This is a genomic window from Pseudomonas sp. JY-Q, from assembly GCF_001655295.1.
Lineage (GTDB): Bacteria > Pseudomonadota > Gammaproteobacteria > Pseudomonadales > Pseudomonadaceae > Aquipseudomonas > Aquipseudomonas alloputida.
In genome coordinates this window covers 497,722-522,241 of record NZ_CP011525.1, presented here as the reverse complement: position 1 = coordinate 522,241, position 24,520 = coordinate 497,722, and the positions used below count along the sequence as shown (strand labels likewise).

Genomic DNA, 24,520 nt, shown 5'->3' with positions numbered 1-24,520 from the left:
TTTTATCATGCGCAACCACAGCGATGGCGGTTGCACCCAGGCGGCGAATGCTATGCAACAACGCAAAGAAGGTGCAACCATTTTTCTTTTGCAAGTTGCACCTGCCCGTGCATTTTCCGACAAAGCCTGCTTCTTGCTCCTTTCGGGAGCAAAAAACCGACTTTTCAGAATAAATCGCACCGAAAACGCCCCTTTTCAGGGTATGGGAATAGCTGTCGGACGAGTTGCACCTTTCACACGAAAAAATCGGGTTGCACCTGGTTGCACCCGAATTGTCCTACAGATACTCTTGACGCCAGCTTAGGCCACAACCGTGGCAATAACGAGGATAAGAAATGGCGACTACCACCCTTGGGGTCAAACTCGACGACCCGACCCGTGAGCGACTCAAAGCAGCTGCGCAGTCCATTGACCGCACGCCGCACTGGTTGATCAAGCAAGCGATCTTCAACTATCTGGAGAAGCTCGAGGGTGGCGCCACCCTGACCGAACTCAACGGTCATGTCAGCAACCTGGCCGACGATGCCGGTGAAGTCCAGGCCGACCACAGCCACCAGTGCTTCCTCGAATTTGCCGAAAGCATCTTGCCGCAGTCGGTACTGCGCTCGGCGATCACCGCTGCCTACCGCCGACCGGAGCAGGAAGTGGTGCCGATGCTGCTGGAGCAGGCGCGCCTGAGCGCGCCACTGGCCGAAGCCACCAACAAGCTGGCCGCGGGCATTGCCGAAAAGCTGCGCAATCAGAAAAGCGCCGGCGGCCGTGCCGGTATTGTCCAGGGCCTGCTGCAGGAATTCTCGCTGTCGTCTCAGGAAGGCGTGGCGCTGATGTGCCTGGCCGAAGCCCTGCTGCGTATCCCCGACAAAGGTACCCGTGATGCGCTGATCCGCGACAAGATCAGTACCGGCAACTGGCAGCCGCACCTGGGCAACAGCCCGTCACTGTTCGTCAACGCCGCCACCTGGGGGCTGCTGCTGACCGGCAAGCTGGTCAGCACCCATAACGAAACCGGCCTCACCTCCTCGCTCACCCGCATCATCGGCAAGAGCGGCGAACCGATGATCCGCAAGGGCGTCGACATGGCCATGCGCCTGATGGGTGAGCAGTTCGTCACCGGCGAGACCATTGCCGAAGCCCTGGCCAACGCCAGCCGTTTCGAGGCCAAAGGCTTCCGTTACTCCTACGACATGCTCGGCGAAGCCGCACTGACCGAGCACGACGCGCAGAAGTACCTGGCGTCCTACGAGCAAGCCATCCACTCGATCGGCAAGGCCTCGCATGGCCGTGGCATCTATGAAGGCCCAGGTATCTCGATCAAGCTGTCGGCACTGCACCCGCGCTACAGCCGCGCCCAGTACGAGCGCGTGATGGAAGAGCTGTACCCGCGCCTGCTGTCGCTGACCCTGCTGGCCAAGCAGTACGACATCGGCCTTAACATCGACGCCGAAGAAGCCGACCGCCTGGAGCTTTCGCTGGACCTGCTCGAACGCCTGTGCTTCGAGCCATCCCTGGCTGGCTGGAACGGCATTGGCTTCGTTATCCAGGCCTACCAGAAGCGCTGCCCGTACGTGATCGACTACGTCATCGATCTGGCCAAGCGCAGCCGCCACCGCCTGATGATCCGCCTGGTAAAAGGCGCCTACTGGGACAGCGAGATCAAGCGTGCCCAGGTCGAAGGCCTGGAAGGCTACCCGGTCTATACCCGCAAGGTGTACACCGACGTGTCCTACGTCGCCTGCGCCCGCAAGCTGCTGGCCGTGCCAGAAGCCATCTACCCGCAGTTCGCCACCCACAACGCCCACACCCTGTCGGCCATCTACCACATTGCCGGGCAGAACTATTACCCGGGCCAGTACGAGTTCCAGTGCCTGCACGGCATGGGCGAGCCGCTGTACGAGCAAGTGGTCGGCAAGATTGCCGATGGCAAGCTGAACCGCCCGTGCCGCGTGTATGCACCGGTCGGCACCCATGAAACGCTGCTGGCCTACCTGGTGCGCCGCCTGCTGGAAAACGGCGCGAACACCTCGTTCGTCAACCGCATCGCCGACCACTCGATTTCCATCCAGGAACTGGTCGCCGACCCGGTGGCCAGCATCGAGCGCATGGGTACCCAGGAAGGCAGTATCGGCCTGCCGCACCCACGCATTCCCCTGCCGCGCGACCTGTATGGCACCGAACGGGCCAACTCGGCCGGTATCGACATGGCCAACGAACACCGCCTGGCATCGCTGTCCTGCGCCATGCTGGCCACCGCTCACAATGACTGGAAGGCTGTCCCGCTACTGGCCTGCGCCGCCAGCGAGAGCGCTGCCGCACCGGTGCTGAACCCGGCCGACCACCGCGACGTCGTCGGCCATGTGCAGGAGGCCACCGTTGCCGACGTGGACAACGCCATCCAGTGCGCACTGAACGCCGCACCGATCTGGCAGGCCACCCCACCAGCCGAGCGTGCTGCCATTCTGGAGCGCACCGCCGACCTGATGGAGGCCGAGATCCAGCCGCTGATGGGCCTGCTCATCCGCGAGGCCGGCAAGACCTTCGCCAACGCCATTGCCGAAGTGCGTGAAGCCGTGGACTTCCTGCGCTACTACGCGGTGCAGGCACGTAACGACTTCAGCAACGACGCCCACCGCCCACTGGGCCCTGTGGTGTGCATCAGCCCATGGAACTTCCCGCTGGCGATCTTCACCGGCCAGGTGGCCGCAGCCCTGGCTGCCGGCAACCCGGTACTGGCCAAGCCTGCCGAGCAAACCCCACTGATCGCCGCCCAGGCCGTGCGCCTGCTGCTGGAAGCTGGCATCCCAGAAGGCGTGCTGCAGCTGCTGCCTGGCCGCGGTGAAACCGTCGGAGCCGGCCTGGTCGGGGACGAACGCGTCAAAGGTGTGATGTTCACCGGCTCCACTGAAGTGGCCCGCCTGCTGCAGCGCAACGTCGCTGGCCGTCTGGACAACCAGGGCCGCCCGATCCCGCTGATCGCCGAAACCGGCGGCCAGAACGCGATGATCGTCGACTCCTCGGCACTGACCGAACAGGTCGTGATCGACGTGGTGTCCTCGGCCTTCGACAGTGCCGGCCAGCGTTGCTCGGCCCTGCGCGTACTGTGCTTGCAGGAAGACTCCGCCGACCGCGTAATCGAGATGCTCAAGGGCGCCATGGCTGAAAGCCGCCTGGGCTGCCCGGACCGCCTGGCCGTGGACATCGGCCCGGTGATCGATGCCGAAGCCAAGGCTGGCATCGAGAAGCACATCCAGGGCATGCGCGAGAAAGGCCGCCCGGTCTACCAAGTCGCTATTGCCGATGCTGCCGAGATCAAGCGTGGCACCTTCGTCATGCCAACCCTGATCGAGCTGGACAGCTTCGACGAGCTGAAGCGCGAAATCTTCGGCCCCGTACTGCACGTGGTGCGCTACAACCGCCGCAATCTGGATCAGCTGATCGAGCAGATCAACAACTCCGGCTACGGCCTGACCCTCGGCGTGCACACCCGTATCGACGAGACCATCGCCAAGGTGGTGGAAACCGCCAACGCCGGCAACATGTACGTCAACCGCAACATTGTGGGTGCAGTGGTGGGCGTGCAGCCGTTCGGTGGTGAAGGCCTGTCGGGTACCGGCCCGAAAGCCGGCGGCCCGCTGTACCTCTACCGCCTGCTGTCGACCCGCCCGGCCGACGCCATCGGCCGCCACTTCCAGCAGCAGGACGGCGAAGGCAAGCCGGATCGCACCCTGCACGAACAGCTGGTCAAGCCACTGCACGGCCTGAAGGCCTGGGCCGAGAACAACCAGCTGGCCGACCTGGCCGCGCTGTGCAGCCAGTTCGCCAGCCAGTCGCAGAGCGGCATCGCCCGCCTGCTGCCTGGCCCGACCGGCGAGCGCAACAGCTACACTATTCTGCCGCGTGAGCACGTGCTGTGCCTGGCCGACAACGAAGCCGACCTGCTGGCGCAGTTCGCCGCAGTACTGGCCGTTGGCAGCTCGGCGGTGTGGGTTGACAGTGAACCGGGCAAGGCCCTGCGCGCCCGCCTGCCGCGTGAGCTGCAGGCCAAGGTGAAGCTGGTCGCGGACTGGAACAAGGATGAAGTGGCGTTCGACGCCGTGATCCACCATGGCGACTCGGACCAGCTGCGCGGCGTATGCCAGCAGGTGGCCAAGCGTGCCGGGGCGATCGTTGGGGTGCACGGGCTGTCCAGCGGTGATCACCAGATTGCGCTGGAGCGCCTGGTCATCGAGCGCGCGGTGAGCGTGAACACTGCAGCGGCAGGCGGTAACGCCAGCCTGATGACCATTGGCTAATGGCTGAGGGTTGTTGAAGAAGAAGGAGAGCCTCGGCTCTCCTTTTTTATGCGTGCATGTCCTGAAGCAGGGGCTGGACTAACAGGTGCTCACCAGAACGTGGTCATGCCAACGGTGACTTGGGTGTCTTCTGTTGTTACCGTTTATCCCCTGGAATTTCTCGGCTGCCTGGGCCGGTCCTTTCGCGGGTAAACCCGCTCCTATACACATGCACAGGCCGTCGTGTAGGAGCGGGTTCACCCGGCCGGACCTGCTGGCCAATTTCTACCCGTCGTTCACCGTTGCCACCACCACCGTATTCGCGGGTAAACCCGCTCCTACACCGGATCGGTGGCGAACACAGGTCGGTGGCTGGACACAGGCCGTCGTGTAGGAGCGGGTTCACCCGCGAAGAGGCCGGACCTGCCGGCCAATTTCTACCCGCCGTTCACCGTTGCCGCCACCACCGTATTCGCGGGTAAACCCGCGAATACACCGGATCAGTGCCGGACACAGGTCGGGGGTTGGACACAGGCCGCTGTAGGGTTTACCCGCGAAAGGACCCGTCCAGACAGACCTATCAAAAAAGCCTTGCAGCAGGCTTCTACCCCAGCATCGTATTGTCTTCAAGGAAAGCGGAAGCGCGGTGTGGATCGGGGACTATCCGGAGCTTCCCTCCGACAGAGCTTCGGCCAAAAATTGCTCAAACCATTGGTGAAAGCGCAATCAAAGCAAACAGCTGTGCTGCCATAAGCGCAATACCCAGCAGCATCCAAAGCCAATTGGCCAGCGTGAACCGGCTGTTGGTCTTCCCTTCTTTGTCACCCGCACAGAAATTGATGCCCTTCTGCATGAACACCAGAATGATCAGCCAAGCTGCCTGAATGGCTAAACCCGCAAAATAGGCCGGCCACAGCTGGTCTTCCAACACGACGCTGGCAACCACCCAGACAACGCAAAAACCGTAATAGCCCAGCGTGAGCCCTAGGATGGACCATGGATAGGTTTTACCTGAGTCGCGAATATGGTCATTTACCCTTCTCAATAATGGATAGATGAAGAACACTGCAAAAGCGCTTCGCCAGAACGGACTTACGCGCTCTCCCGTTTTCTCTCTATGCAGACTCCAACTTTGATAGAAGCAATAAACCCAGTAGAAGCCCAAGGTAAAGAAATTCATTACACCAAATTTAATGGGTGAGACTACGAAGAAGGGAACCTGGTTGCCGTTGGCCTCAGCCAAGTCAGCGTGGTGGGCATCACTCATCTGAAACGTTTCCTTGTGAACACCAAAACGCACATTCAAGGCCAACTGATATTCGATCCGCAGCAGTCCATTTCTGATCGGGATTGTGGGAAACGTCTCTATATTCTCCCGAGCAGGCATTACACGACCTGACCTTGCGTTGGTTTCACCAATAACCGGCAGGCTTCCCGGCGTTCTCAACCCATATCACGCAAACCTATTAACCTGTCCCCAGTCTCACCACGCTCCTACACTCGCAGCATCCCGCCTCAGGACCGCCACCATGCCCGAGACCTTGCTCAGCCCCCGCAACCTTGCCTTCGAGCTCTACGAAGTCCTCGACGCCGAAGCCCTGACCCAGCGCCCGCGCTTCGCCGAGCACAGCCGTGAAACCTTCGATGCGGCACTGACGACCGCCCGCACCATCGCCGAAAAGTATTTCGCCCCGCACAACCGCAAGGCCGACGAAAACGAACCACGCTACGTGGACGGCCGCGCCGAGCTGATTCCCGAGGTGAAGCCCGCCGTCGATGCCTTCCTCGAAGCCGGCTTCCTCAACGCCAACCGGGACTTCGAGGTCGGCGGCATGCAGCTGCCCAGCCTGGTCTCGCAAGCCTGCTTCGCCCACTTCCAGGCCGCCAACGCCGGCACCACGGCCTACCCGTTCCTGACCATGGGCGCGGCCAACCTGATCGAGAGCTTCGGCTCCGATGAACAGAAGCGCCTGTTCCTGCAACCGATGATCGAGGGCCGCTACTTCGGCACCATGGCGCTGACCGAACCCCACGCCGGCTCGTCGCTGGCCGACATACGCACCCGCGCCGAACCAGCAGGCGACGGCAGCTACCGGCTCAAAGGCAACAAGATCTTCATTTCCGGCGGCGACCACGAACTGTCGGAAAACATCGTGCACATGGTGCTGGCCAAGCTTCCGGACGCCCCGCCCGGGGTCAAAGGCATCTCGCTGTTCATCGTGCCCAAGTACCACGTAAACCCGGACGGCAGCCGTGGCCCGCGCAACGATGTGCTGCTGGCCGGGCTGTTCCACAAGATGGGCTGGCGCGGCACCACCTCGACCGCGCTGAACTTCGGCGACAATGGCCAGTGCGTCGGCTATCTGGTCGGCCAGCCGCACCAAGGCCTGGCCTGTATGTTCCAGATGATGAACGAGGCGCGGATAGGCGTAGGCATGGGCGCGGTGATGCTGGGTTACGCCGGCTACCTTTACTCCCTGGAATACGCTCGCCAGCGGCCGCAGGGCCGGCTGCCAGACAACAAGGACCCACACAGCCCGGCGGTGCCGATCATCGAGCACACGGATGTGAAGCGCATGCTTCTGGCGCAGAAGGCCTACGTAGAAGGCGCCTTTGACCTGGGCCTGTACGCCGCGCGCCTGTTCGACGACACCCATACGGCCGCTGACGAAAACACCCGCAAACTGGCGCAGGACCTGCTCGACCTGCTGACCCCGATCGTCAAATCCTGGCCCTCGGCGTTCTGCCTCAAGGCCAACGAATTGGCGATCCAGATTCTTGGCGGCCACGGCTACACCCGCGAATACCCGGTGGAGCAGTACTACCGTGACAACCGTTTGAACCCGATCCACGAAGGTACCGAGGGTATCCAGTCGCTCGATCTGCTCGGTCGCAAGCTGGCACAGCACAATGGTGCCGGCCTCAAGCAGCTGATACGCCTGATCGCCACCACCTGCGAACGTGCCAGCCATCACCCGAACCTTGACCCACTGCGTCAGCCGCTGGAACAACTGGCCAACCGCCTGCAGGGGGTGACCCTGGTCCTGCTCGGTGACCTCGCCCAAGGCAAAGTCGCTGGTGCCTTGGCCAACTCTGCCTTGTACCTCAAGGCCTTCGGCCACTGCGTGATCGGCTGGCGCTGGTTGGAGCAGGCGGTTCACGCCGAACTTGGTCTGCTCAAGGGAACCGCTGCTGATCGCGACTTCTACCTCGGCAAGCTGCAAGCTGCGCGTTTTTTCCTGACCTGGGAAGTACCGGGCTGCCATAATGAGCTGGCATTGCTCGAGGCACACGACGATACCTGCCTCGGCATGCAAGACGGGTGGTTCTAGGGGGAGCCACCGTGTACACGGAGGCATCCGCATGTTCGATTCCAGCGCCCTGCTGCGCCAGCGCTTTGCTGCGCTGCGCAGTACGGCCGAGTTGTTTTCCCTGCGCCATGTGAAACAGTCGCACCAGGCGCTTTCGGTTCGCCGCAACGTCGCCGAACCACCCTTCTTCAGCCAGGATGAGGGCGCCATGCTCACCGTGCGGGTCAATGGCGTGGAGGCCTACGCTGCCACCGCCGACCTGTCCCAGGCTGGCCTGCAGCGCGCCCTTGAGCAAGCCGAGGCGCTGGCGCGGCAGATCGCCCGGCACAGCCTGCTGGACCTGCGCGAACACGCCGTGACCAGCGCACGCCACGACCATGTTTCGCCCAACTTCGACCAACCCGTGCCCAGCCTCGCCGACTGCCTTGGCCTGCTCGCCGCCGAATCGGCCAGCGTGCCCAAGGACAGCCGTTTGGTGGACTGGCAGGCCAGCCTGGGGCTGAGCCTGGTCGAGCAAACCTACCTGAACTCGGCCGGCGCCGAACTGCGCCATGCCCAGCGCTTCCTGTTCCCGGGCCTGGGGGTGACCGCCAGCGACGGCCAGGACAGCCAAAGCCGCAGCCTGGGCCGCGACAACTTCGGCCAACAGGGTGGTTTCGAGATCATCGAGCGCTGCGGCCTGGTCGGCGCGGCCAGTCGGGTCGCTGGCGAAGCACTGCAGCTGCTGCAGGCACCGAACACCCCCAGTGGCCCGCGTGACCTGCTGTTGATGCCGGACCAGATGATGCTGCAGATTCACGAATCCATCGGCCACCCGCTGGAGATGGACCGCATTCTGGGCGACGAGCGCAACTACGCCGGCACCAGCTTCGTCAAAGCCAGCGACTTCGGCCACCTGCAGTACGGCTCCAGCCTGCTGAACGTGACCTTCGACCCGACCATTGGCGAAGAGCTGGCCAGCTACAGTCATGACGACGACGGCACCCCGGCCAGCAAAGCATTCCTGATACGCGACGGCCTGCTGCTGCGCCCGCTGGGTGGCGCGCTGTCTCAGTTCCGCTCCGGCCTGGACGGCGTGGCCAACAGCCGTGCCTGCGGCTGGAACCGCGCGCCGATCGACCGCATGGCCAACCTCAACATCGAGCCTGGTGAGCAAAGCCTGCCGCAACTGATCCAGGGCATCGAGCACGGCATCCTGATGCGTACCAACCGTTCCTGGTCCATCGACGATGCGCGCAACAAGTTCCAGTTCGGCTGCGAATGGGGCCAGTTGATTGAAAATGGCGAGCTCAAGGGCATCGTCAAGAACCCCAACTACCGCGGCATCTCCGCGCAGTTCTGGCGCAACCTGTCGGCGGTTGGCGACCACAGTACCTTCCAGGTGCTGGGCACGCCCAACTGTGGCAAGGGCGAACCCAATCAGGTGGTGCGGGTCGGCCACGCCTCGCCGGCCTGTGTGTTCCGCCAGATCGATGTATTCGGAGGAGACGCCTGATGAAGCACGCGTTCGAAACCCTGGTCGGGGAGGTGCACGCCGCCCTTCAGGCGGGCGAGCAGTTCACCCTCGGTTACAGTGCCGAGCAATCGCAGTTCGTGCGTTTCAACCATGCCAAGGTGCGCCAGGCCGGCGAAGTCAGCCAGGCCAGCGCGCAACTGCGACTGGTGCGCGATGGGCGCCAGGCGGAACAGCAGGTGACCTTGAGTGGCGACGTGCAACTGGATCGCCAGCGCCTGAACGTTGCGCTCGAGCAGCTGCGCCAGACCTTGCCGCTGCTGGCACTCGACCCTTACCTGCGCCTGGACGAAAACGCCTGGCACAGCCATAGCCTGCAGGAACACCCCCTGCCCGCACTGAACGAAGTACTGGCCCTGCTCGAGCGTGAAGCAGGTGACCTGGACCTGGTCGGCATCTACGCCGCCGGCCCGGTATGCCGCGGCTTCGCCAGCTCGTTCGGCGCCTTCGGCTGGCACCAGGCCAACAGCTTCAACGTCGACTGGAGCCTGTTCCACGATAATGGCCAGGCAGTGAAGGCCAACTATGCCGGCCAGGCCTGGAGCGCCGACGACTTCACCGTACGCCTGCGCCAAGCACGAGAGCAGTTGGGTTTCCTCGGCCTCCCGGCAGTTACCCTCAAGCCCGGCACCTACCGCGCCTACCTTGCACCTGCGGCCATGGACGAAGTCGCCGGCATGTTGTGCTGGGGCGGCTTTTCCGCGCAGGCGCTGGCCACTGGCAACAGCGCTCTGCAGCGCCTGTACAACGGCGATGCACGGCTTAGCCCGCTGGTCAGTTTTACCGAGCAGGTCAGCGGCTCGCTTAGCCCGGCATTTTCCGATGAAGGTGCGCCGCGCCTGGATGTGCCGCTGATCCAGCAAGGCGAGGCCCGGCAGCGGTTGATCAGTGCGCGCAGTGCGGCCGAGTTCGAGCTGCAGGCCAATGGCGCCGACGGCTACGAGTCGCCCTGTGCGCTCAGCCTGGCGCCGGGCAATCTGGCCAGTGCGCAGATCCTTGAGCGTCTAGGCACCGGGCTGTACATCAGCAACCTGTGGTACCTGAACTACTCGGACCTGCCAGCGGCGCGCATGACCGGGCTGACCCGCTTCGCCACTTTCTGGGTAGAAGACGGGCAGATCCAGGGGCCGGTGAGTACCATGCGCTTCGATGACAGCCTGTACAGCTTACTGGGCAGCCAGCTGGAGGACCTGACCCAGGAGCGCGAGATGATTCTGTCGACCAGTACTTATGGACAGCGCAGTACCGGGTCGAGTCATTTGCCCGGAGCACTGGTCAAAGGCCTGACCCTGACATTGTGACTGGACTTGCCGGCCCTTTCGCGGCTAAAGCCGCACCTACAAGGAACGCGTAACCCTTGTAGGAGCGGCTTTAGCCGCGAAAGGGCCGGCACTGACAAACGAGGACGTCATGCCCGAACGCACCCCGCTGGACCCCGTCACCGCCCGCTGGATCCCTTGGGTGGTGGCCATCGCCTTCTTCATGCAGTCCCTGGACGGCACCATCCTCAACACGGCGCTGCCGGCCATGGCCCGCTCGTTGGCCGAAGACCCCTTGCGCATGCAAGGTGTGATCATTGCCTACATGCTCACCGTGGCCCTGCTGATCCCTGCCTCAGGCTGGATCGCCGACCGTTTCGGCACCAAGCGCATCTTCTTCAGCGCTATCTTGCTGTTCAGCTTTGGCTCGCTGCTGTGCGCCGCAGCCAACAGCCTTGGCTTCCTGATCTTCGCCCGCGTGGTGCAAGGCCTGGGCGGTGCGCTGATGCTGCCGGTCGGGCGGCTGGTGGTGCTGCGCGCCTACCCACGCAGCGAGCTGGTGCGGATCATGAGTTTCATCACCATCCCCGGCCTGCTCGGGCCATTGCTGGGGCCAACGGTCGGTGGCTGGCTGGTGGAAATCCTCAGCTGGCACTGGATCTTCCTGCTCAACCTGCCTGTCGGCCTGCTTGGCTGCATTGCCGTGTGGAAGTTCATCCCGGACTTGCGCGGCGCCGAGCGCACCACCTTCGACGGCCCTGGTTTCCTGCTGTTCGGTGCAGCGATGGTACTGATCACCATTGCCATGGAAGGCCTGGGCGAGCTGCACCTGCCGCACTTGCGGGTAATGTTGCTGCTGTTCGCCGGCATGGCCTGCCTGGCCGCGTACTGGCTGCGCGCCGGGCGCGACCCGGAGCCGCTGTTCTCGCCAAGCCTGTTCCGCGTGCGCACCTTCGCCATCGGCATCCTCGGCAACCTGTTCGCCCGCCTGGGCAGCGGCGCGCTGCCGTTCCTGGTGCCGTTGCTGCTGCAGGTTGCGCTGGGCTACTCACCCGCCCAGGCAGGCATGAGCATGATCCCGCTGGCGGCGGCGGCCATGCTGGCCAAATCCATTGCCCGACCGCTGATCGAACGGTTCGGCTATCGCATCATCCTCACCGGTAATACCTTGCTGCTGGGCATCCTGCTGGCAAGCCTGGGCCTGGTGGACGAGCAGACCCCTTATTGGCTGCTGTTGGTGCAACTTGGCCTTCTGGGGGCAGTGAACTCCATGCAGTTCACTGCGATGAACACAGTGACGCTCATCGATCTCGACGACGCCAGCGCCAGTAGCGGTAACAGCCTGCTGTCGGTGGTCGCGCAACTGTCGCTGAGCCTGGGTGTGGCCTGCGCCGGCGCACTGTTGGGCGGCTTTACTGCGGCAGGCAGCGCCGAGGGCGTGGAAACCACCCTGGGCGCGTTCCAGCTGACCTTCGTCACCATCGGCGTAATGGCCATGCTGGCAGCGGCGATCTTCCTGCAGCTGGCGCCGACGGACGGAAGGCGTGCCCGTCGTCCGGAACAACACATGGAGTCGTAGGGCGAATGGCCACGAGGCTGGTAGACTATGCGGCATTTTTCGCTTCGCACCGCAGGCCCGCCTCGTGACCACCGAATCCACCGCCTTTGCCACCTTGCCGCTGTCCACTGCCATGCTGGCCAACCTGGAGGCCCTTGGCTATGCCTCGATGACGCCGATCCAGGCCCAGAGCCTGCCTGTCATCCTCAAAGGCCAGGACCTGATCGCCCAGGCCAAGACCGGTAGCGGCAAGACTGCCGCCTTCGGCATCGGCCTGCTCAACCCGATCAACCCGCGCTACTTCGGCTGCCAGGCGTTGGTGCTCTGCCCTACCCGCGAACTCGCCGACCAGGTGGCCAAGGAGCTGCGCCGCCTGGCCCGTGCCGAGGACAACATCAAGATCCTGACCCTGTGCGGCGGCGTTTCGCTGGGCCCACAGATCGCTTCGCTGGAGCACGGTGCGCACATCATCGTCGGCACCCCAGGGCGCATCCAGCAGCATCTGGACAAAGGCACCCTGGTCCTGGACGGGTTGAACACCCTGGTGCTGGACGAAGCCGACCGCATGCTCGACATGGGCTTCTTCGACGCCATCGCCAGTATCATCGGCAAGACCCCGTCGCGCCGCCAGACCCTGCTGTTCTCGGCCACCTACCCGGCCGGCATCAAGCAACTGGCCGCCGACTTCATGCGCAACCCGCAGCAGGTCAAGGTCGAAAGCCTGCACACCGACAACCAGATCGAGCAGCGTTTCATCGAGATTGACCCGCAGCAACGCCTGGAAGCCGTCACCCGCGTGCTCGGCCACTACCGCCCGCAGTCGTGCGTAGCGTTCTGCTTCACCAAGCAGCAATGCGAAGACGTGGTTGCCCACCTGACCGCCAAGGGCATCGTCGCCCAGGCCCTGCACGGCGACCTGGAGCAGCGCGACCGTGACCAGGTGCTGACCATGTTCGCCAACCGCAGCAGCTCGGTGCTGGTGGCTACCGACGTGGCCGCGCGCGGCCTGGACATCGATGGCCTGGACATGGTCATCAACGTGGAGCTGGCGCGTGATGCGGAAATCCACGTGCACCGCGTGGGCCGTACCGGCCGCGCCGGCGAGAAAGGCGTTGCGGTCAGCCTGGTGGCACCGGCCGAAGGCCACCGCGCCCAGGCCATCGAAGCGCTGCAGAAGAGCCCGCTGCGCTGGGACCAGTTGGACAGCCTGAAAAACAAGGGCGGCGAGCCCCTGCTGCCGGTGATGACCACACTGTGCATTGCCGCTGGCCGCAAGGACAAGCTGCGCCCTGGCGACATTCTGGGGGCCCTGACCGGTGATGCCGGCATCCCGGGCAAGCAAGTGGGCAAGATCGCCATCTTCGACTTCCAGGCGTTTGTGGCCGTGGAGCGGGCGTTGGCCAAGCAAGCCATGCAGCGACTGAACAGCGGCAAGATCAAGGGTCGCGCCCTGAAAGTCCGCATTATCTAAAGCCAGGCAAAGCCCCCTGTAGGAGCGGGTTTACCCGCGAACGCGGCAGTGAATGCATCGTCGCATTCGCGGGTGAACCCGCCCCCACAGGGTTCAGCATTTCAATCTGAAGGTTCATACCGTGCACTCCACCGACGTGATCATCCTTGGCGCCGGCGCCGCCGGCCTGATGTGCGCCCAGCTCAGTGCCCGTCGCGGCCGCCGGGTGCTGCTGCTCGACCACGCCAACAAGCCAGGCAAGAAAATCCTCATGTCCGGCGGCGGGCGCTGCAACTTCACCAACCTGTACACCGAGCCGGCCAACTTCCTTTCGCACAACGCGCACTTCTGCAAGTCGGCCCTGGCCCGCTACACCCAGTGGGACTTCATCGAGCTGGTGTGCAAGCACGGCGTGGCGTACCACGAGAAGAAGCTCGGCCAGCTGTTCTGTGACAACAAGGCCAGCGACATCCTCGACATGCTGCTGGCCGAGTGCGACGAGGCCGGTGCCGAGATCCGCATGCACACCAGCATCGAACAGATCGAGAAGACCGAAAGCGGCTACCTGCTGCAGACCAGCGGCGGCCAGTTCGCCTGCCAGTCGCTGGTCATCGCCACCGGCGGCCTGTCGATCCCGACCCTGGGCGCCACCGGTTTCGGCTACCAGGTGGCCCGCCAGTTCGGCCACACCCTGCTGCCAACCCGCGCTGGGCTGGTGCCATTCACCATCACCGAGCCCCAACTCAAGGCGATGTGCACTGAGTTGTCCGGCACCTCGCTGGACTGCACCGCCAGCTGCAATGGCACCAGCTTCCGCGAAAACCTGCTGTTCACGCACCGCGGCCTGAGCGGCCCGGCAATCTTGCAGATCTCGTCGTTCTGGGAAACCGGTGACACGGTCGAGATCAACCTGTTGCCCGACCGCGATGCGCTTTCCTGGCTGCAACAGATGCAGGCCGAACGCGCCAACGCCGAACTGAAGACCGTGCTGGGCGAGGTGTTCACTCGCAAGCTGGCTAACTTGCTGGCCGAGCAGTGGTTCGAATCGAAGCCGATGAAGCAGTACACACCGGCGGAACTGGCGCACATCGCCGAAAAGCTGGCGAACTGGCAAGTGGTGCCAGCCGGCACCGAAGGCTACCGCACCGCCGAAGTGACCCTGGGCGGCGTGGATACCCGCGAGGTGTCGTCCAAGACCATGGAATCGCTGAAAAGCCCCGGCTTGTACTTCATCGGCGAAGTGCTGGATGTCACCGGCCACCTGGGTGGTTTCAACTTCCAGTGGGCTTGGGCATCGGCGAACGCCGCCGCGCAGTTCGTGTAGAGTAGAATCCTTTCAGCAGCACGGAACGCTTCTTGCTGGCCCGTGCTGCAGTGCATTCTTCGCTCACCGCCTGGCAGGCCATCATGTCATCGAGCTCGTTCCGTCAGTCACTGCGTCGCCTGTGGGGCCAAGACAAGTTCAGCTACAGCATCCGGGTCACCATTGCCCTCACCGGCAGCCTGGCCCTGTGCTGGTACCAGAACGAGATGGCCCTGCTGATTCCGCTGTTCCTCGGCATCATCGCCAGCGCCCTGGCCGAAACCGACGACAGCTGGCAGGGCCGCCTCAGCGCCCTGGCCGTTACCCTGGTGTGCTTCGCCATCGCTGCACTGGCAGTCGAGTTGCTGTTCCCCTACCCCTGGATCTTCGTCATTGCCCTGGCCCTGGCTGCCTTTGGCCTGACCATGCTCGGGGCGCTGGGCGAGCGCTACGGCGCCATCGCTTCGGCCACCTTGATCACTTCGGTCTACACCATGATCGGGGTGGACCAGCGCGGTGGCCAGGTCACCGATTTCTGGCACGAACCGCTGCTGCTGGTGGCAGGTGCGGCCTGGTACGGGCTGTTGTCGGTGCTGTGGCAGGCGCTGTTTTCCAACCAGCCGGTACAACAGAGCCTGGCCAAACTGTTTTTCGAGCTGGGTAGCTACCTGAAGCTCAAGGCCAGCCTGTTTGAACCGGTCCGCACGCTCGACGTCGAGGCACGGCGGCTGGAACTGGCCCAGCAGAACGGCAAGGTGGTGGCCGCGCTGAACGCAGCCAAGGAGATCATCCTGCACCGGGTGGGCAACAGCCAACCAAACTCGAAGGTAAGCCGCTACCTCAAGCTGTACTTCCTGGCCCAGGACATCCACGAGCGTGTCAGTGCCTCGCACTACCCCTACAACGCACTGACCGAGGCGTTTTTCCACAGCGACGTCATGTTCCGCTGCCAGCGCCTGTTGCGTAAGCAGGGCTCATCCTGCCAGGAACTGGCCCGCTCGATCCGCCTGCGCCAACCATTCGTGCTGGCCAGCGGTTATCCAGAAGCCCTCGAAGACCTCAACGCCTCGCTGGAGCACCTGCGCATCCAGAGCAACCCGGCCTGGCGCGGCCTGTTGCGCTCACTGCGGGCACTCGCTGCCAACCTGGCAACACTGGACCGCCTGCTCAGTGCCGCCAGCAACCCGGACAGCCTGGCCGACGCCAGCGACAGCAGCCTGCTCGACCGCTCGCCGCGCTCGCTGAAGGACGTGTGGACGCGCCTGCGCACTCAGCTCACACCGACTTCGCTGTTGTTCCGCCATGCCTTGCGCCTGCCGCTGGCGTTGTCGATCGGCTATGGCATGGTGCACCTGATTCACCCGACCCAGGGCTACTGGATCATCCTCACCACGCTGTTCGTGTGCCAGCCCAACTACGGGGCCACGCGGCGCAAGCTGGTGCAGCGAATCTTCGGCACTGCCGTTGGCCTGACAGTGGGCTGGGCCTTGTTCGACCTGTTCCCCAACCCGGTCATCCAGTCGTTGTTCGCCGTGGTTGCCGGGGTGGTGTTCTTCGTCAACCGCACCACCCGCTACACCCTGGCCACTGCCGCGATCACCCTGATGGTGCTGTTCTGCTTCAACCAGATCGGCGATGGCTACGGCCTGTTCCTGCCACGCCTGTTCGATACGCTGGTGGGCAGCCTGATTGCCATTCTTGCAGTGTTCCTGTTCCTGCCTGACTGGCAGGGCCGACGGCTGAACAAGGCGCTGGCCAATACCCTGGCCTGCGCCAGCGTGTACCTGCGCCAGATCATGCAGCAGTATGCCCACGGCAAGCGCGACGACCTGGCCTACCGCCTGGCCCGGCGCAATGCCCACAACGCTGACGCGGCGCTGTCCACCACCTTGGCCAACATGCTGATGGAGCCGGGGCATTTCCGTAAGGAGGCCGACGTTGGCTTTCGCTTCCTGGTGCTGTCGCACACGTTGCTCAGCTACCTCTCGGGGTTAGGCGCGCACCGCGACACGGCGTTGCCAGCGGAGGTGCAGGAGCAGTTGATCGAAGGCGCCGGGCAAAGCCTGGCCAGCAGCCTGGACGAGATTGCCAACGGCCTGGCCGCACGGCTGCCGGTGGCGATTCACAGTGATGCCGAAGAGGCGCTGGCCAATGCCCTGGAGCAGATGCCGGAAGATCTGGATGAGCATCAGCGGCTGGTGCAGACGCAGCTGGCGTTGATATGCCGCCAGCTGGGGCCATTGCGGACCCTGGCGGCACACCTGATCAAGGAAAATGCCCCGGCCTGATCGTTTTAGTGCCTGTGCTCAAAAGCCGTACTGACGCAGCAGCCGGGCATAGCTGCCATCGGCCTTCATCGCCGCTATCGCCTGCTCGAAGCGCTCGACGATCCGATCATGCTCCGGGTGCTTCAGGCTGACCAGGACATGCAGGGTGTTCTCCCCCAGCGGCGGATCCACCAGCATCACCCTGTCACGCACTTCCTGCGGCTCGCGCTGCAGGTTGTAGCGGGCCACGTACTCGTCTTCCACCGCCAGGCTTACCCGCCCTGCCGCCAACATGCGTACCGCAGAAGAAAAGTTGCGCACCGGCACTTTGTTCAGACGCGGATCCCCGTCGAATTCCGGTGAATAGGTGTAATCACGCACTACCGCAATGCTGTAGGCATAAAGGTCAGACAGACGCGTGTAGCTGAATGCCTCGCCCTTACGTTGCAGCAGGCGAATACGATTACTCAGGTAGGCGCTGGAGAATTGCCCGATATTGGCGCGCGAGTCGTTGTACCAGGCATTGATCAGCACGTCGTAGCGCCCTTCACCTACCCCCAGCAATGCACGCGCCCACGGTACCTCTTCATAGCCGCTGGCGTAGCCGGCACGGGCCAGTGCGGTGGTAACGATGCTGGTCGCAAGGCCGCCGCCCGGCATCTTGGCATCGGTGAACGGTGGCCAGTTGTCGGCCACCAGGCGCAGCTTGTCGTGACCCGGGGCAGGTGTTGCCAGCATCGTTGCCAGTAAACCCAGAACATAAAGCAGTGGCCGCATGCTCACGTCCTTTCGCAATGGAGGGCAACACTGCCAGTGAGATTACACAAAGCGGTTGCCGAGGGCAGCGGCCAATAGTGTCATTTAGCCTCTATTTTGGCCGAAGCACATGCAGCATGCGATGATCGAGCCCCATCCAAGGAGTTCGTGCCCATGTCAATCGACTGGCTCTGCAAGCACCACACCGACCTCGGCAAGGAGCAGCTCTATGCCATTTTGCAGCTACGCACTGAAGTACTCGTGGTGGAGCAGCGCCACGCCTACCAGGAAGTCGATGGTCAGGACCTGACTGGCGATACCCTGCACCTCATGGCCTGGCAGGAAGACAAGCTGGTGGCCTACCTGCGCCTGCTGGATCCGCAGTCACAAGGTGGGGATGTGGTGATCGGACGAGTGGTGACATCACCGCAGGCGCGAGGTTTGCAGCTCGACGAAAGCTTGCTGCTCAAGGGGCTGGAAGCGGCGGAGCATTGTTGGCCGGGGGTGCCGGTTTATCTGTCGGCTCCGGCGCATTTACAGGCGTTTTATGCCCGCCATGGGTTTGCGGTGGTGGGCGAGGAGTCTTTGGAGGACGGCATCGCGTCCATTGGAATGCGCAAGGGATGAGCCCACCCTGTGCGGGCTTTGCACATCAGGGGTAACCCAGCACTTCGCGGATCTGCCGCAAGTGACGGATGATCCACTGCTTGTCGATCGCCCCCCAATCATGAATGCGATAATGCCCGGCGTGGTTGCGTGCGCCTTCCTGCTGTTCGAACTCGCAGACGATGTCCAGGTCGGCCAGCGCGGCGATAGTGTCCTGGGCTGTGCGACGGGGCATGCCGGTGGCTTCCATCAGGGCGGGCACGCTGGTCGCGGTCTGGCTATCGATCAGCCAGGCCACGTACAGGCGGCGGTAGAAGCTGCTCTTGGTCTTGCTCACTTCCATGCTGCATGTTCCTTAGAGGTTGCCCGGCAGCTCCCGGTAGGTCAGGTAGACGCGCAGGTCGAATTCCAGTTGGTGATAGTCCGGCTCCATGTGCTGGCAGAGCTGGTAGAACGCTTTGTTGTGATCTCGCTCGCGCAGGTGCGCCAACTCGTGCACAACAATCATGCGCAAGAACTGTGGCGCGGCCTCCTTGAACAGCGAGGCAATGCGGATTTCCTTCTTCGCCTTGAGCTTGCCACCCTGCACCCGCGAGACCGCCGTGTTCAAGCCCAGGGCCCGATGCGTCAGATCGAGGCGGCTGTCGAACAATACCTTGTCCAGGTTTGGCGCACTTCGCAGGTACTGTTGGCGCAAATCCTGGGCATAGCCATACAGCGCCTTGTCGTTTTGCACGTCATGGCGGTCAGGGTAACGGCGCTGCAGGTATTCACCCAGGCGGTCGCTGTCGATCATCTGCCGCACCTGCGCCTGCAGGTGCGGGGGGTAGGCTTGCAAGTAACGTAGTACGGTCATGGCGCTGTATTCGGCGTAACGAATGCCGATTCTAGCCAATCACGGCCCTGGCCAGGAGAAAATTGCCGGGAAGCCGCTAGCGTCAGCAGCGGTCATCGGATAAGCCACCAGGAAACCCTGAACGTATTCGCAACCATTGGCCTTGAGCCAGGCTGCCTGCGCCGGGGTCTCCACCCCCTCGGCGATCACCGTGATACGGTAGTCGGCGCACAAGCCGATCACGCTGCGAACCAACGCAGCATCTACCGCCGAATCGGGCAGACGTGCCACCAGATGACGGTCGAGCTTGAGGGTGTCGATAGGCAGGTCGCGCAGCATGCGCAACGAACAGTCACCCGCACCAAAGTCATCCAGGGCCACCCTCACACCCAGCTCACGCAAGCGGTGTATCTGTTTGACGGCCGCGTCGATGTTATACATCAGCGACGTTTCCGCCACTTCCACCTCCAACTGCGTCGGGACAAGCTGGTAAAGCTGGATGACCCGTTGCAGTTCTTCGACCAGGCCAGGCATGACAAACTGCGCGCGGCTCAGGCTGATGCCGAGCACAAGGTCCGGCGGAAACCTGTCGTACCAGGCCTGCCGCTGGGCGGCCCCCTGGCGGTAGATCCAGCTGGCCAGGCGGTTGATCAGACGCGCTTCTTCCAGCAACGGGATGAACAGCCCCGGCGGCACATCGCCAACGCTGGGGTGCTGCCAGCGCAGCAAGGCCTCGAAACCACGCAGGCGGCCATCGTGGAAGGCGACCTGTGGCTGGTACACCAAGGTAAAGTCCTGCTGCTCGATGGCCATGCGCACGCTATCCTCGAGCATCAATCGCGAGCGCGCCCGTCCGTTGAGTTCCTGGTCGTAGAAGCGGTATTGCTGACGCCCCGCTTGCTTGGCTGCGTACATCGCTGCATCGGCCGAACGCAGCAGGCCTTCAACATTGGCGCCGCAGTCCGGGTAGGTGGCAATGCCGATGCTGACCCCAAGGCATACATCGAGCCCGTCGACCTCATGGCTGATGGAAACACGCTCAAGCAACCGTTCTGCGTAACGCCCGGCCTGCTCCGGGTAGGGCAAGCTGTCGAACAGTGCAGTGAACTCATCCCCGCCCATACGCGCCAGCAAGGCCTCACTGCCCAGGCAGTCCTTGAGCTGCTCGGCCACCCAGCGCAACACCCGGTCGCCCGCGTCGTGGCCGAGCGAGTCGTTGATGCGTTTGAAGCCATCCAGGTCCATGTACATCAACGCCTGCGCCTTGTCCGAGCGCTCGTTGCGCAACAGAACACCTTCAGCAGCCTGGTAAAAACCACGACGGTTGAGCAGGCCGGTGAGCGGGTCGGTAATAGCCTGGTATTCCAGCTGCTGGTGCAAGTTACGCACCACCGACATGTCCAGCACGGTCACCACCATGGCCTGTTGGTCGGCCGGCAACGGCGCACAGGACAGCGCCACCGGCACAAGCTCCCCCCCTTGGGTCCGCAGTTGGGCATCATGTACGCGGAAGATCTGCCGCCCCTGGTAGGCCTTGTAGAAGTCCGACTCGCGCCACAGGCTGGTACTGGTCAGTTGCACAACGTCGAGCAATGGAGTGCCCTGCAGTTGTTGCACCGGTGCCGCCAGCAAACGGGAAATGGCCGGATTGGCAAAACTGATGATGCCATGGGCATCAACCACCAGAATGCCTTCGGCAGCATTCTCCAGGATGGACGCATTGAATGCCCTGGCCGCCTCCAGTTCGCGACTGAGCTGCTGCAACATGCGCCGGTTGCGCTGCTGGTCGAGCAGCGCCTGGACCTTGGGCTTGAGTATTTGCGGGTCGAACGGTTTGAACATGTAGTCCACGGCGCCGCTGGCGTAGCCTTTGAGCACGGCCGCGTCGGACTGTTCGTTGGCGGTGAGGAAAATGATCGGGGTCAGTCGGGTACGCTGATTGCCGCGCATCAGCCGGGCGACTTCAAAGCCGTCCATTTCCGGCATCTGTACATCCATCAGCACCAGATCGACTTCGTACTCAAGCAACGCGCTCAACGCTTCTATCCCAGAGCTCGCCGTCAATACTTGCCAATCCTGCCGGGCCAGCAAGGCCCGCATGCTGATGAGGTTCTCGGGGTAGTCGTCTACCACCAGAAGAACTGAGCTGCCATCCAGTGGCTGCTGTTGAGGGTAAGCGCCATCCATGCTGCTTCTCTGTTATGTGACCGACTTCAAAATACGGTTGGATCCATTAGTACTCTAGTCCTGAGGCTGCAACACGCAATGCAATCAGAACGCTATCAGTGGTTAAACTGTACGGTAGCCGACTAACGGTAGGTCTGCGGAAATTATGTACAGGTTTCCATCGCCCATAAAAAAACCCGCATCACTGCGGGTTTTTCAGGGTTACCTGTCGATCAGTTGACCTTGGCGGCCAGCTCACCTTTCAGGTAGCGCTGGTACATACCGTCCAAAGAGATCGGCTTGATCTTCGAAGCATTGCCCGCGGTGCCGAAGGCTTCATAACGTGCGATGCACACGTCGCGCATGGCCTTGATGGTTTCACCGAAGAACTTGCGTGGGTCGAACTCGCTCGGGTTCTGCGCCATCAGACGGCGCATGGCACCGGTAGAGGCCAGACGCAGGTCGGTATCGATGTTGACCTTGCGCACGCCGTGCTTGATGCCCTCAACGATTTCTTCGACCGGTACACCGTAGGTTTCTTTGATGTCGCCGCCGTACTGGTTGATGATCGCCAGCCACTCTTGCGGTACCGAGGACGAACCGTGCATCACCAGGTGGGTGTTGGGGATGCGCTTGTGGATTTCCTTGATGCGATCGATGGCCAGCACGTCACCGGTTGGTGGCTTGGTGAACTTGTAGGCACCGTGGCTGGTACCGATGGCGATCGCCAGGGCGTCGACCTGGGTCTTCTTGACGAAGTCGGCAGCTTCTTCCGGGTCGGTCAGCATCTGGCTGTGATCCAGCACGCCTTCGGCGCCGATCCCGTCTTCTTCACCGGCCATGCCGGTTTCCAGCGAACCCAGGCAGCCCAGCTCGCCTTCAACCGAAACGCCGCAGGCGTGAGCCATGGCAACGGTCTGCTGGGTAACGCGGACGTTGTACTCGTAGTCGGTCGGGGTCTTGCCGTCTTCACCCAGCGAGCCGTCCATCATCACCGAGCTGAAGCCCAGCTGGATCGAGCGCTGGCAGACATCAGGGCTGGTACCGTGGTCCTGGTGCATGCACACCGGGATGTGCGGGAACTCTTCGATGGCAGCCAGGATCAGGTGGCGCAGGAATGGCGCACCCGCGTATTTGCGGGCACCGGCCGAAGCCTGAACGATCACCGGGGAGTCAGTCTTGTCGGCCGCTTCCATGATGGCGCGCATCTGCTCGAGGTTGTTGACGTTGAAAGCTGGTACGCCGTAGCCGAACTCGGCGGCGTGGTCCAGCATCTGGCGCATGCTAATGAGTGCCATTGTGTATCTCTCTCCCGACAAGCGTCGTTTGTTTCGTGCAAGCCTGCCGCAGGGGCGGTTGCTGTTCAAGTAGTGTGGGCCACCCTCGCGGCCCGGCCAGTCACGGTGCCTTGCAGCCCCGCCCAATCAGATCGTTGGTTGCCACCCAGTACACCAGGCCTTCTTCGCCCTTGGTGTGGAAGGCCAGCATGCCATCGCTGTACAGCGCACCCGAGGCACCCGGTTCAGCCTTGAGCCGGTACACCTGGTCGCCGCCGCCAAGGCGCACGTCAACCTGGTCACGTTGCGCATCGGCGAAGCGCCAAAGCACCTCAGCCTGGGTGTCGCAGACCCAACGGGTCCAGTTGTCTGCCGGGGCCGGTTGCGCCGGCTGCAGCAGTGAGCATCCTGCCAGTGTCGCCAGGGCCGTCACGGCCAAAAGCGCTTTCATTCAGTCTCCTCGATTTGGGGCTGCTGTGCAGCCCTTCCTCAAGACCACAAATCAGCGTTCAGGTTGCCTATTACCCGATCAAGGGCAACCCGGCGCCTTGCGCTGGTGGTCTTCGTCGTACTTTTCCAGGCCTTCCGGGCCCACGCGCTTGCCGATGACCGGCACAGTCTCGGCCTGCCAGTCGGACTGATAGCAACCGCCCTTGTGCGACTGCGCCGGGTCGGCATCCGAGGCCGGGCTGCCCGCGCAAGCGCTCAGCAGACCGGCAAGCATCATCACAGGCAATTGTTTGACCACCAGGCCACTCCCTTTGCCAAGCGCCGACGTCATCAGGCCTTGGCCCGCTCTTCCAGGATTGCCACAGCTGGCAGGACCTTGCCCTCGACGAACTCGAGGAAGGCGCCACCACCGGTAGAAATGTAGGAGATTTCCTTGCTGACGCCATATTTGTCGATGGCTGCCAGGGTGTCACCGCCACCGGCGATGGAGAATGCGGCGCTGTCGGCGATGGCCTTGGCCAGTACCTTGGTGCCGTTGCCGAACTGATCGAATTCGAACACGCCCACCGGGCCGTTCCACAGAATGGTTTTCGACGATTTCAGCAGCTCGGCGAAATTGGCCGCGGTTTGCGGGCCGATGTCCAGGATCATGTCGTCGGCAGCAACGTCGGCGATGGCCTTGACGGTGGCTTCGGCGGTCTCGGCAAACTCCTTGGCAACCACCACATCAACTGGCAGCGGCACGCTGACCTTGGCGGCAATGGCCTTGGCGGTGTCGACCAGGTCAGGCTCGTACAGCGACTTGCCCACCGGGTGGCCAGCAGCGGCCAGGAAGGTGTTGGCAATACCGCCACCGACGATCAGCTGGTCGCAAACACTGCTCAGGCTGTTCAGCACGTCCAGTTTGGTGGAAACCTTGGAGCCGGCAACGATGGCCGCCATTGGTTTGGCGGGGGCCTTCAGGGCCTTGCCCAGGGCGTCCAGTTCGGCAGCCAGCAGCGGGCCTGCAGCAGCGACTTTGGCAAACTTGGCTACACCGTGAGTGGAACCCTCGGCGCGGTGGGCGGTGCCGAAGGCGTCCATGACGAACACGTCACACAGGGCAGCGTACTTCTGCGCCAGCTCGTCGGCGTTCTTTTTCTCGCCCTTGTTGAAGCGCACGTTCTCGAACAGCACCAGTTCACCGGCCTGTACCGCGACACCGTCCAGATAGTCGGCAACCAGCGGCACGTCACGGCCCAGGGCCTTGCTCAGGTAATCGGCGACCGGCTTGAGGCTGTTCTCGGCAGAGAATTCGCCTTCGGTCGGGCGGCCCAGGTGCGAGCAGACCATTACCGCTGCGCCCTTCTCCAGGGCCAGCTTGATGGTCGGCAGCGCTGCCAGGATACGCGCATCGCTGGCTACCACACCGTCCTTCACAGGCACGTTGAGGTCTTCGCGGATCAGTACGCGTTTACCTTGCAGGTCGAGGTCGGTCATCTTCAACACGGTCATGAATGCA

Annotated in this window: 18 protein-coding genes; 9 read left to right on the top strand and 9 right to left on the bottom strand. The window is 62.9% G+C overall.

The features are described from left to right. Positions 1-335 precede the first annotated feature (335 nt). The gene (gene putA / locus AA098_RS02270) at positions 336-4,289 is read left to right on the top strand and encodes a trifunctional transcriptional regulator/proline dehydrogenase/L-glutamate gamma-semialdehyde dehydrogenase (protein ID WP_064613783.1); all 3,954 of its coding nucleotides are present in this window, start codon (positions 336-338) and stop codon (positions 4,287-4,289) included. A 682-nt stretch (positions 4,290-4,971) separates the two neighbouring features. On the opposite strand, the gene AA098_RS02265 is transcribed toward putA, so the two are convergent. After that, on the bottom strand, positions 4,972-5,655 hold the full coding sequence (locus tag AA098_RS02265; protein ID WP_064613782.1) for a hypothetical protein: 684 nt from the start codon (positions 5,653-5,655) through the stop codon (positions 4,972-4,974). A gap of 142 nt (positions 5,656-5,797) precedes the next feature. Here AA098_RS02265 and AA098_RS02260 point away from each other — a divergent pair, with 142 nt between their 5' ends. The 7 genes from AA098_RS02260 to yccS all read left to right on the top strand — a co-directional run bounded on the left by AA098_RS02260 (position 5,798) and on the right by yccS (position 16,950). Further along, on the top strand, positions 5,798-7,600 hold the full coding sequence (locus AA098_RS02260; RefSeq protein ID WP_003249414.1) for an acyl-CoA dehydrogenase: 1,803 nt from the start codon (positions 5,798-5,800) through the stop codon (positions 7,598-7,600). 31 nt (positions 7,601-7,631) lie between these two features. Beyond that, on the top strand, positions 7,632-9,074 hold the full coding sequence (locus tag AA098_RS02255) for a TldD/PmbA family protein (protein ID WP_064613781.1): 1,443 nt from the start codon (positions 7,632-7,634) through the stop codon (positions 9,072-9,074). Further along, complete coding sequence (locus tag AA098_RS02250) at positions 9,074-10,393, top strand: TldD/PmbA family protein (protein WP_064613780.1); 1,320 nt, start codon at positions 9,074-9,076, stop codon at positions 10,391-10,393. Before AA098_RS02255 ends, AA098_RS02250 begins: the two co-directional genes overlap by 1 nt. A 109-nt stretch (positions 10,394-10,502) precedes the next feature. Then, positions 10,503-11,930 carry a multidrug transporter subunit MdtD gene (mdtD, locus tag AA098_RS02245; protein ID WP_003249408.1) on the top strand — a complete coding sequence of 476 codons (1,428 nt, stop codon included), beginning with the start codon at positions 10,503-10,505 and terminating at the stop codon, positions 11,928-11,930. A gap of 112 nt (positions 11,931-12,042) precedes the next feature. Continuing rightward, positions 12,043-13,380: an ATP-dependent RNA helicase DbpA gene (gene dbpA / locus AA098_RS02240; RefSeq protein WP_230065385.1), complete on the top strand. Its 1,338-nt coding sequence runs from the start codon at positions 12,043-12,045 to the stop codon at positions 13,378-13,380. 121 nt (positions 13,381-13,501) lie between these two features. After that, positions 13,502-14,683, top strand: a complete 1,182-nt coding sequence (locus AA098_RS02235; protein WP_064613779.1) for an NAD(P)/FAD-dependent oxidoreductase — start codon at positions 13,502-13,504, stop codon at positions 14,681-14,683. 83 nt (positions 14,684-14,766) lie between these two features. Then, entirely contained in the window at positions 14,767-16,950 is a 2,184-nt protein-coding gene (gene yccS / locus AA098_RS02230) for a YccS family putative transporter (protein ID WP_012053890.1), read from the top strand. An 18-nt stretch (positions 16,951-16,968) separates the two neighbouring features. On the opposite strand, the gene AA098_RS02225 is transcribed toward yccS, so the two are convergent. Then, positions 16,969-17,706, bottom strand: coding sequence for an ABC transporter substrate-binding protein (locus AA098_RS02225; protein WP_003249400.1), 738 nt, complete (start codon positions 17,704-17,706; stop codon positions 16,969-16,971). A gap of 153 nt (positions 17,707-17,859) precedes the next feature. Between AA098_RS02225 and AA098_RS02220 the strand changes: the two genes are divergently transcribed. Continuing rightward, complete coding sequence (locus AA098_RS02220; RefSeq protein ID WP_003249398.1) at positions 17,860-18,312, top strand: GNAT family N-acetyltransferase; 453 nt, start codon at positions 17,860-17,862, stop codon at positions 18,310-18,312. Positions 18,313-18,337: 25 nt separating this feature from the next. Here AA098_RS02220 and AA098_RS02215 read toward each other — a convergent pair whose 3' ends face one another. The 7 genes from AA098_RS02215 to AA098_RS02185 form a co-directional block, all read right to left on the bottom strand. Next, a complete protein-coding gene (locus AA098_RS02215) occupies positions 18,338-18,634 on the bottom strand; it encodes a helix-turn-helix domain-containing protein (protein ID WP_003249396.1) in 297 nt (98 codons plus the stop codon). A gap of 12 nt (positions 18,635-18,646) precedes the next feature. Further along, positions 18,647-19,147, bottom strand: a complete 501-nt coding sequence (locus AA098_RS02210; protein WP_004576612.1) for a M48 family metallopeptidase — start codon at positions 19,145-19,147, stop codon at positions 18,647-18,649. Positions 19,148-19,186: 39 nt separating this feature from the next. After that, complete coding sequence (locus AA098_RS02205; RefSeq protein WP_064613778.1) at positions 19,187-21,313, bottom strand: bifunctional diguanylate cyclase/phosphodiesterase; 2,127 nt, start codon at positions 21,311-21,313, stop codon at positions 19,187-19,189. A gap of 212 nt (positions 21,314-21,525) precedes the next feature. Continuing rightward, on the bottom strand, positions 21,526-22,590 hold the full coding sequence (fba, locus tag AA098_RS02200; RefSeq protein WP_003249389.1) for a class II fructose-bisphosphate aldolase: 1,065 nt from the start codon (positions 22,588-22,590) through the stop codon (positions 21,526-21,528). 100 nt (positions 22,591-22,690) lie between these two features. Further along, positions 22,691-23,020 (bottom strand): MliC family protein, encoded by a 330-nt coding sequence (locus tag AA098_RS02195; RefSeq protein ID WP_004576614.1) that lies wholly within the window; start codon positions 23,018-23,020, stop codon positions 22,691-22,693. Positions 23,021-23,098: 78 nt separating this feature from the next. After that, a complete protein-coding gene (locus AA098_RS02190) occupies positions 23,099-23,350 on the bottom strand; it encodes a hypothetical protein (RefSeq protein ID WP_003249384.1) in 252 nt (83 codons plus the stop codon). After that, a complete protein-coding gene (locus tag AA098_RS02185; RefSeq protein ID WP_003249382.1) occupies positions 23,350-24,513 on the bottom strand; it encodes a phosphoglycerate kinase in 1,164 nt (387 codons plus the stop codon). The genes AA098_RS02190 and AA098_RS02185 overlap by 1 nt, the downstream gene beginning before the upstream one ends. Positions 24,514-24,520 lie beyond the last annotated feature (7 nt).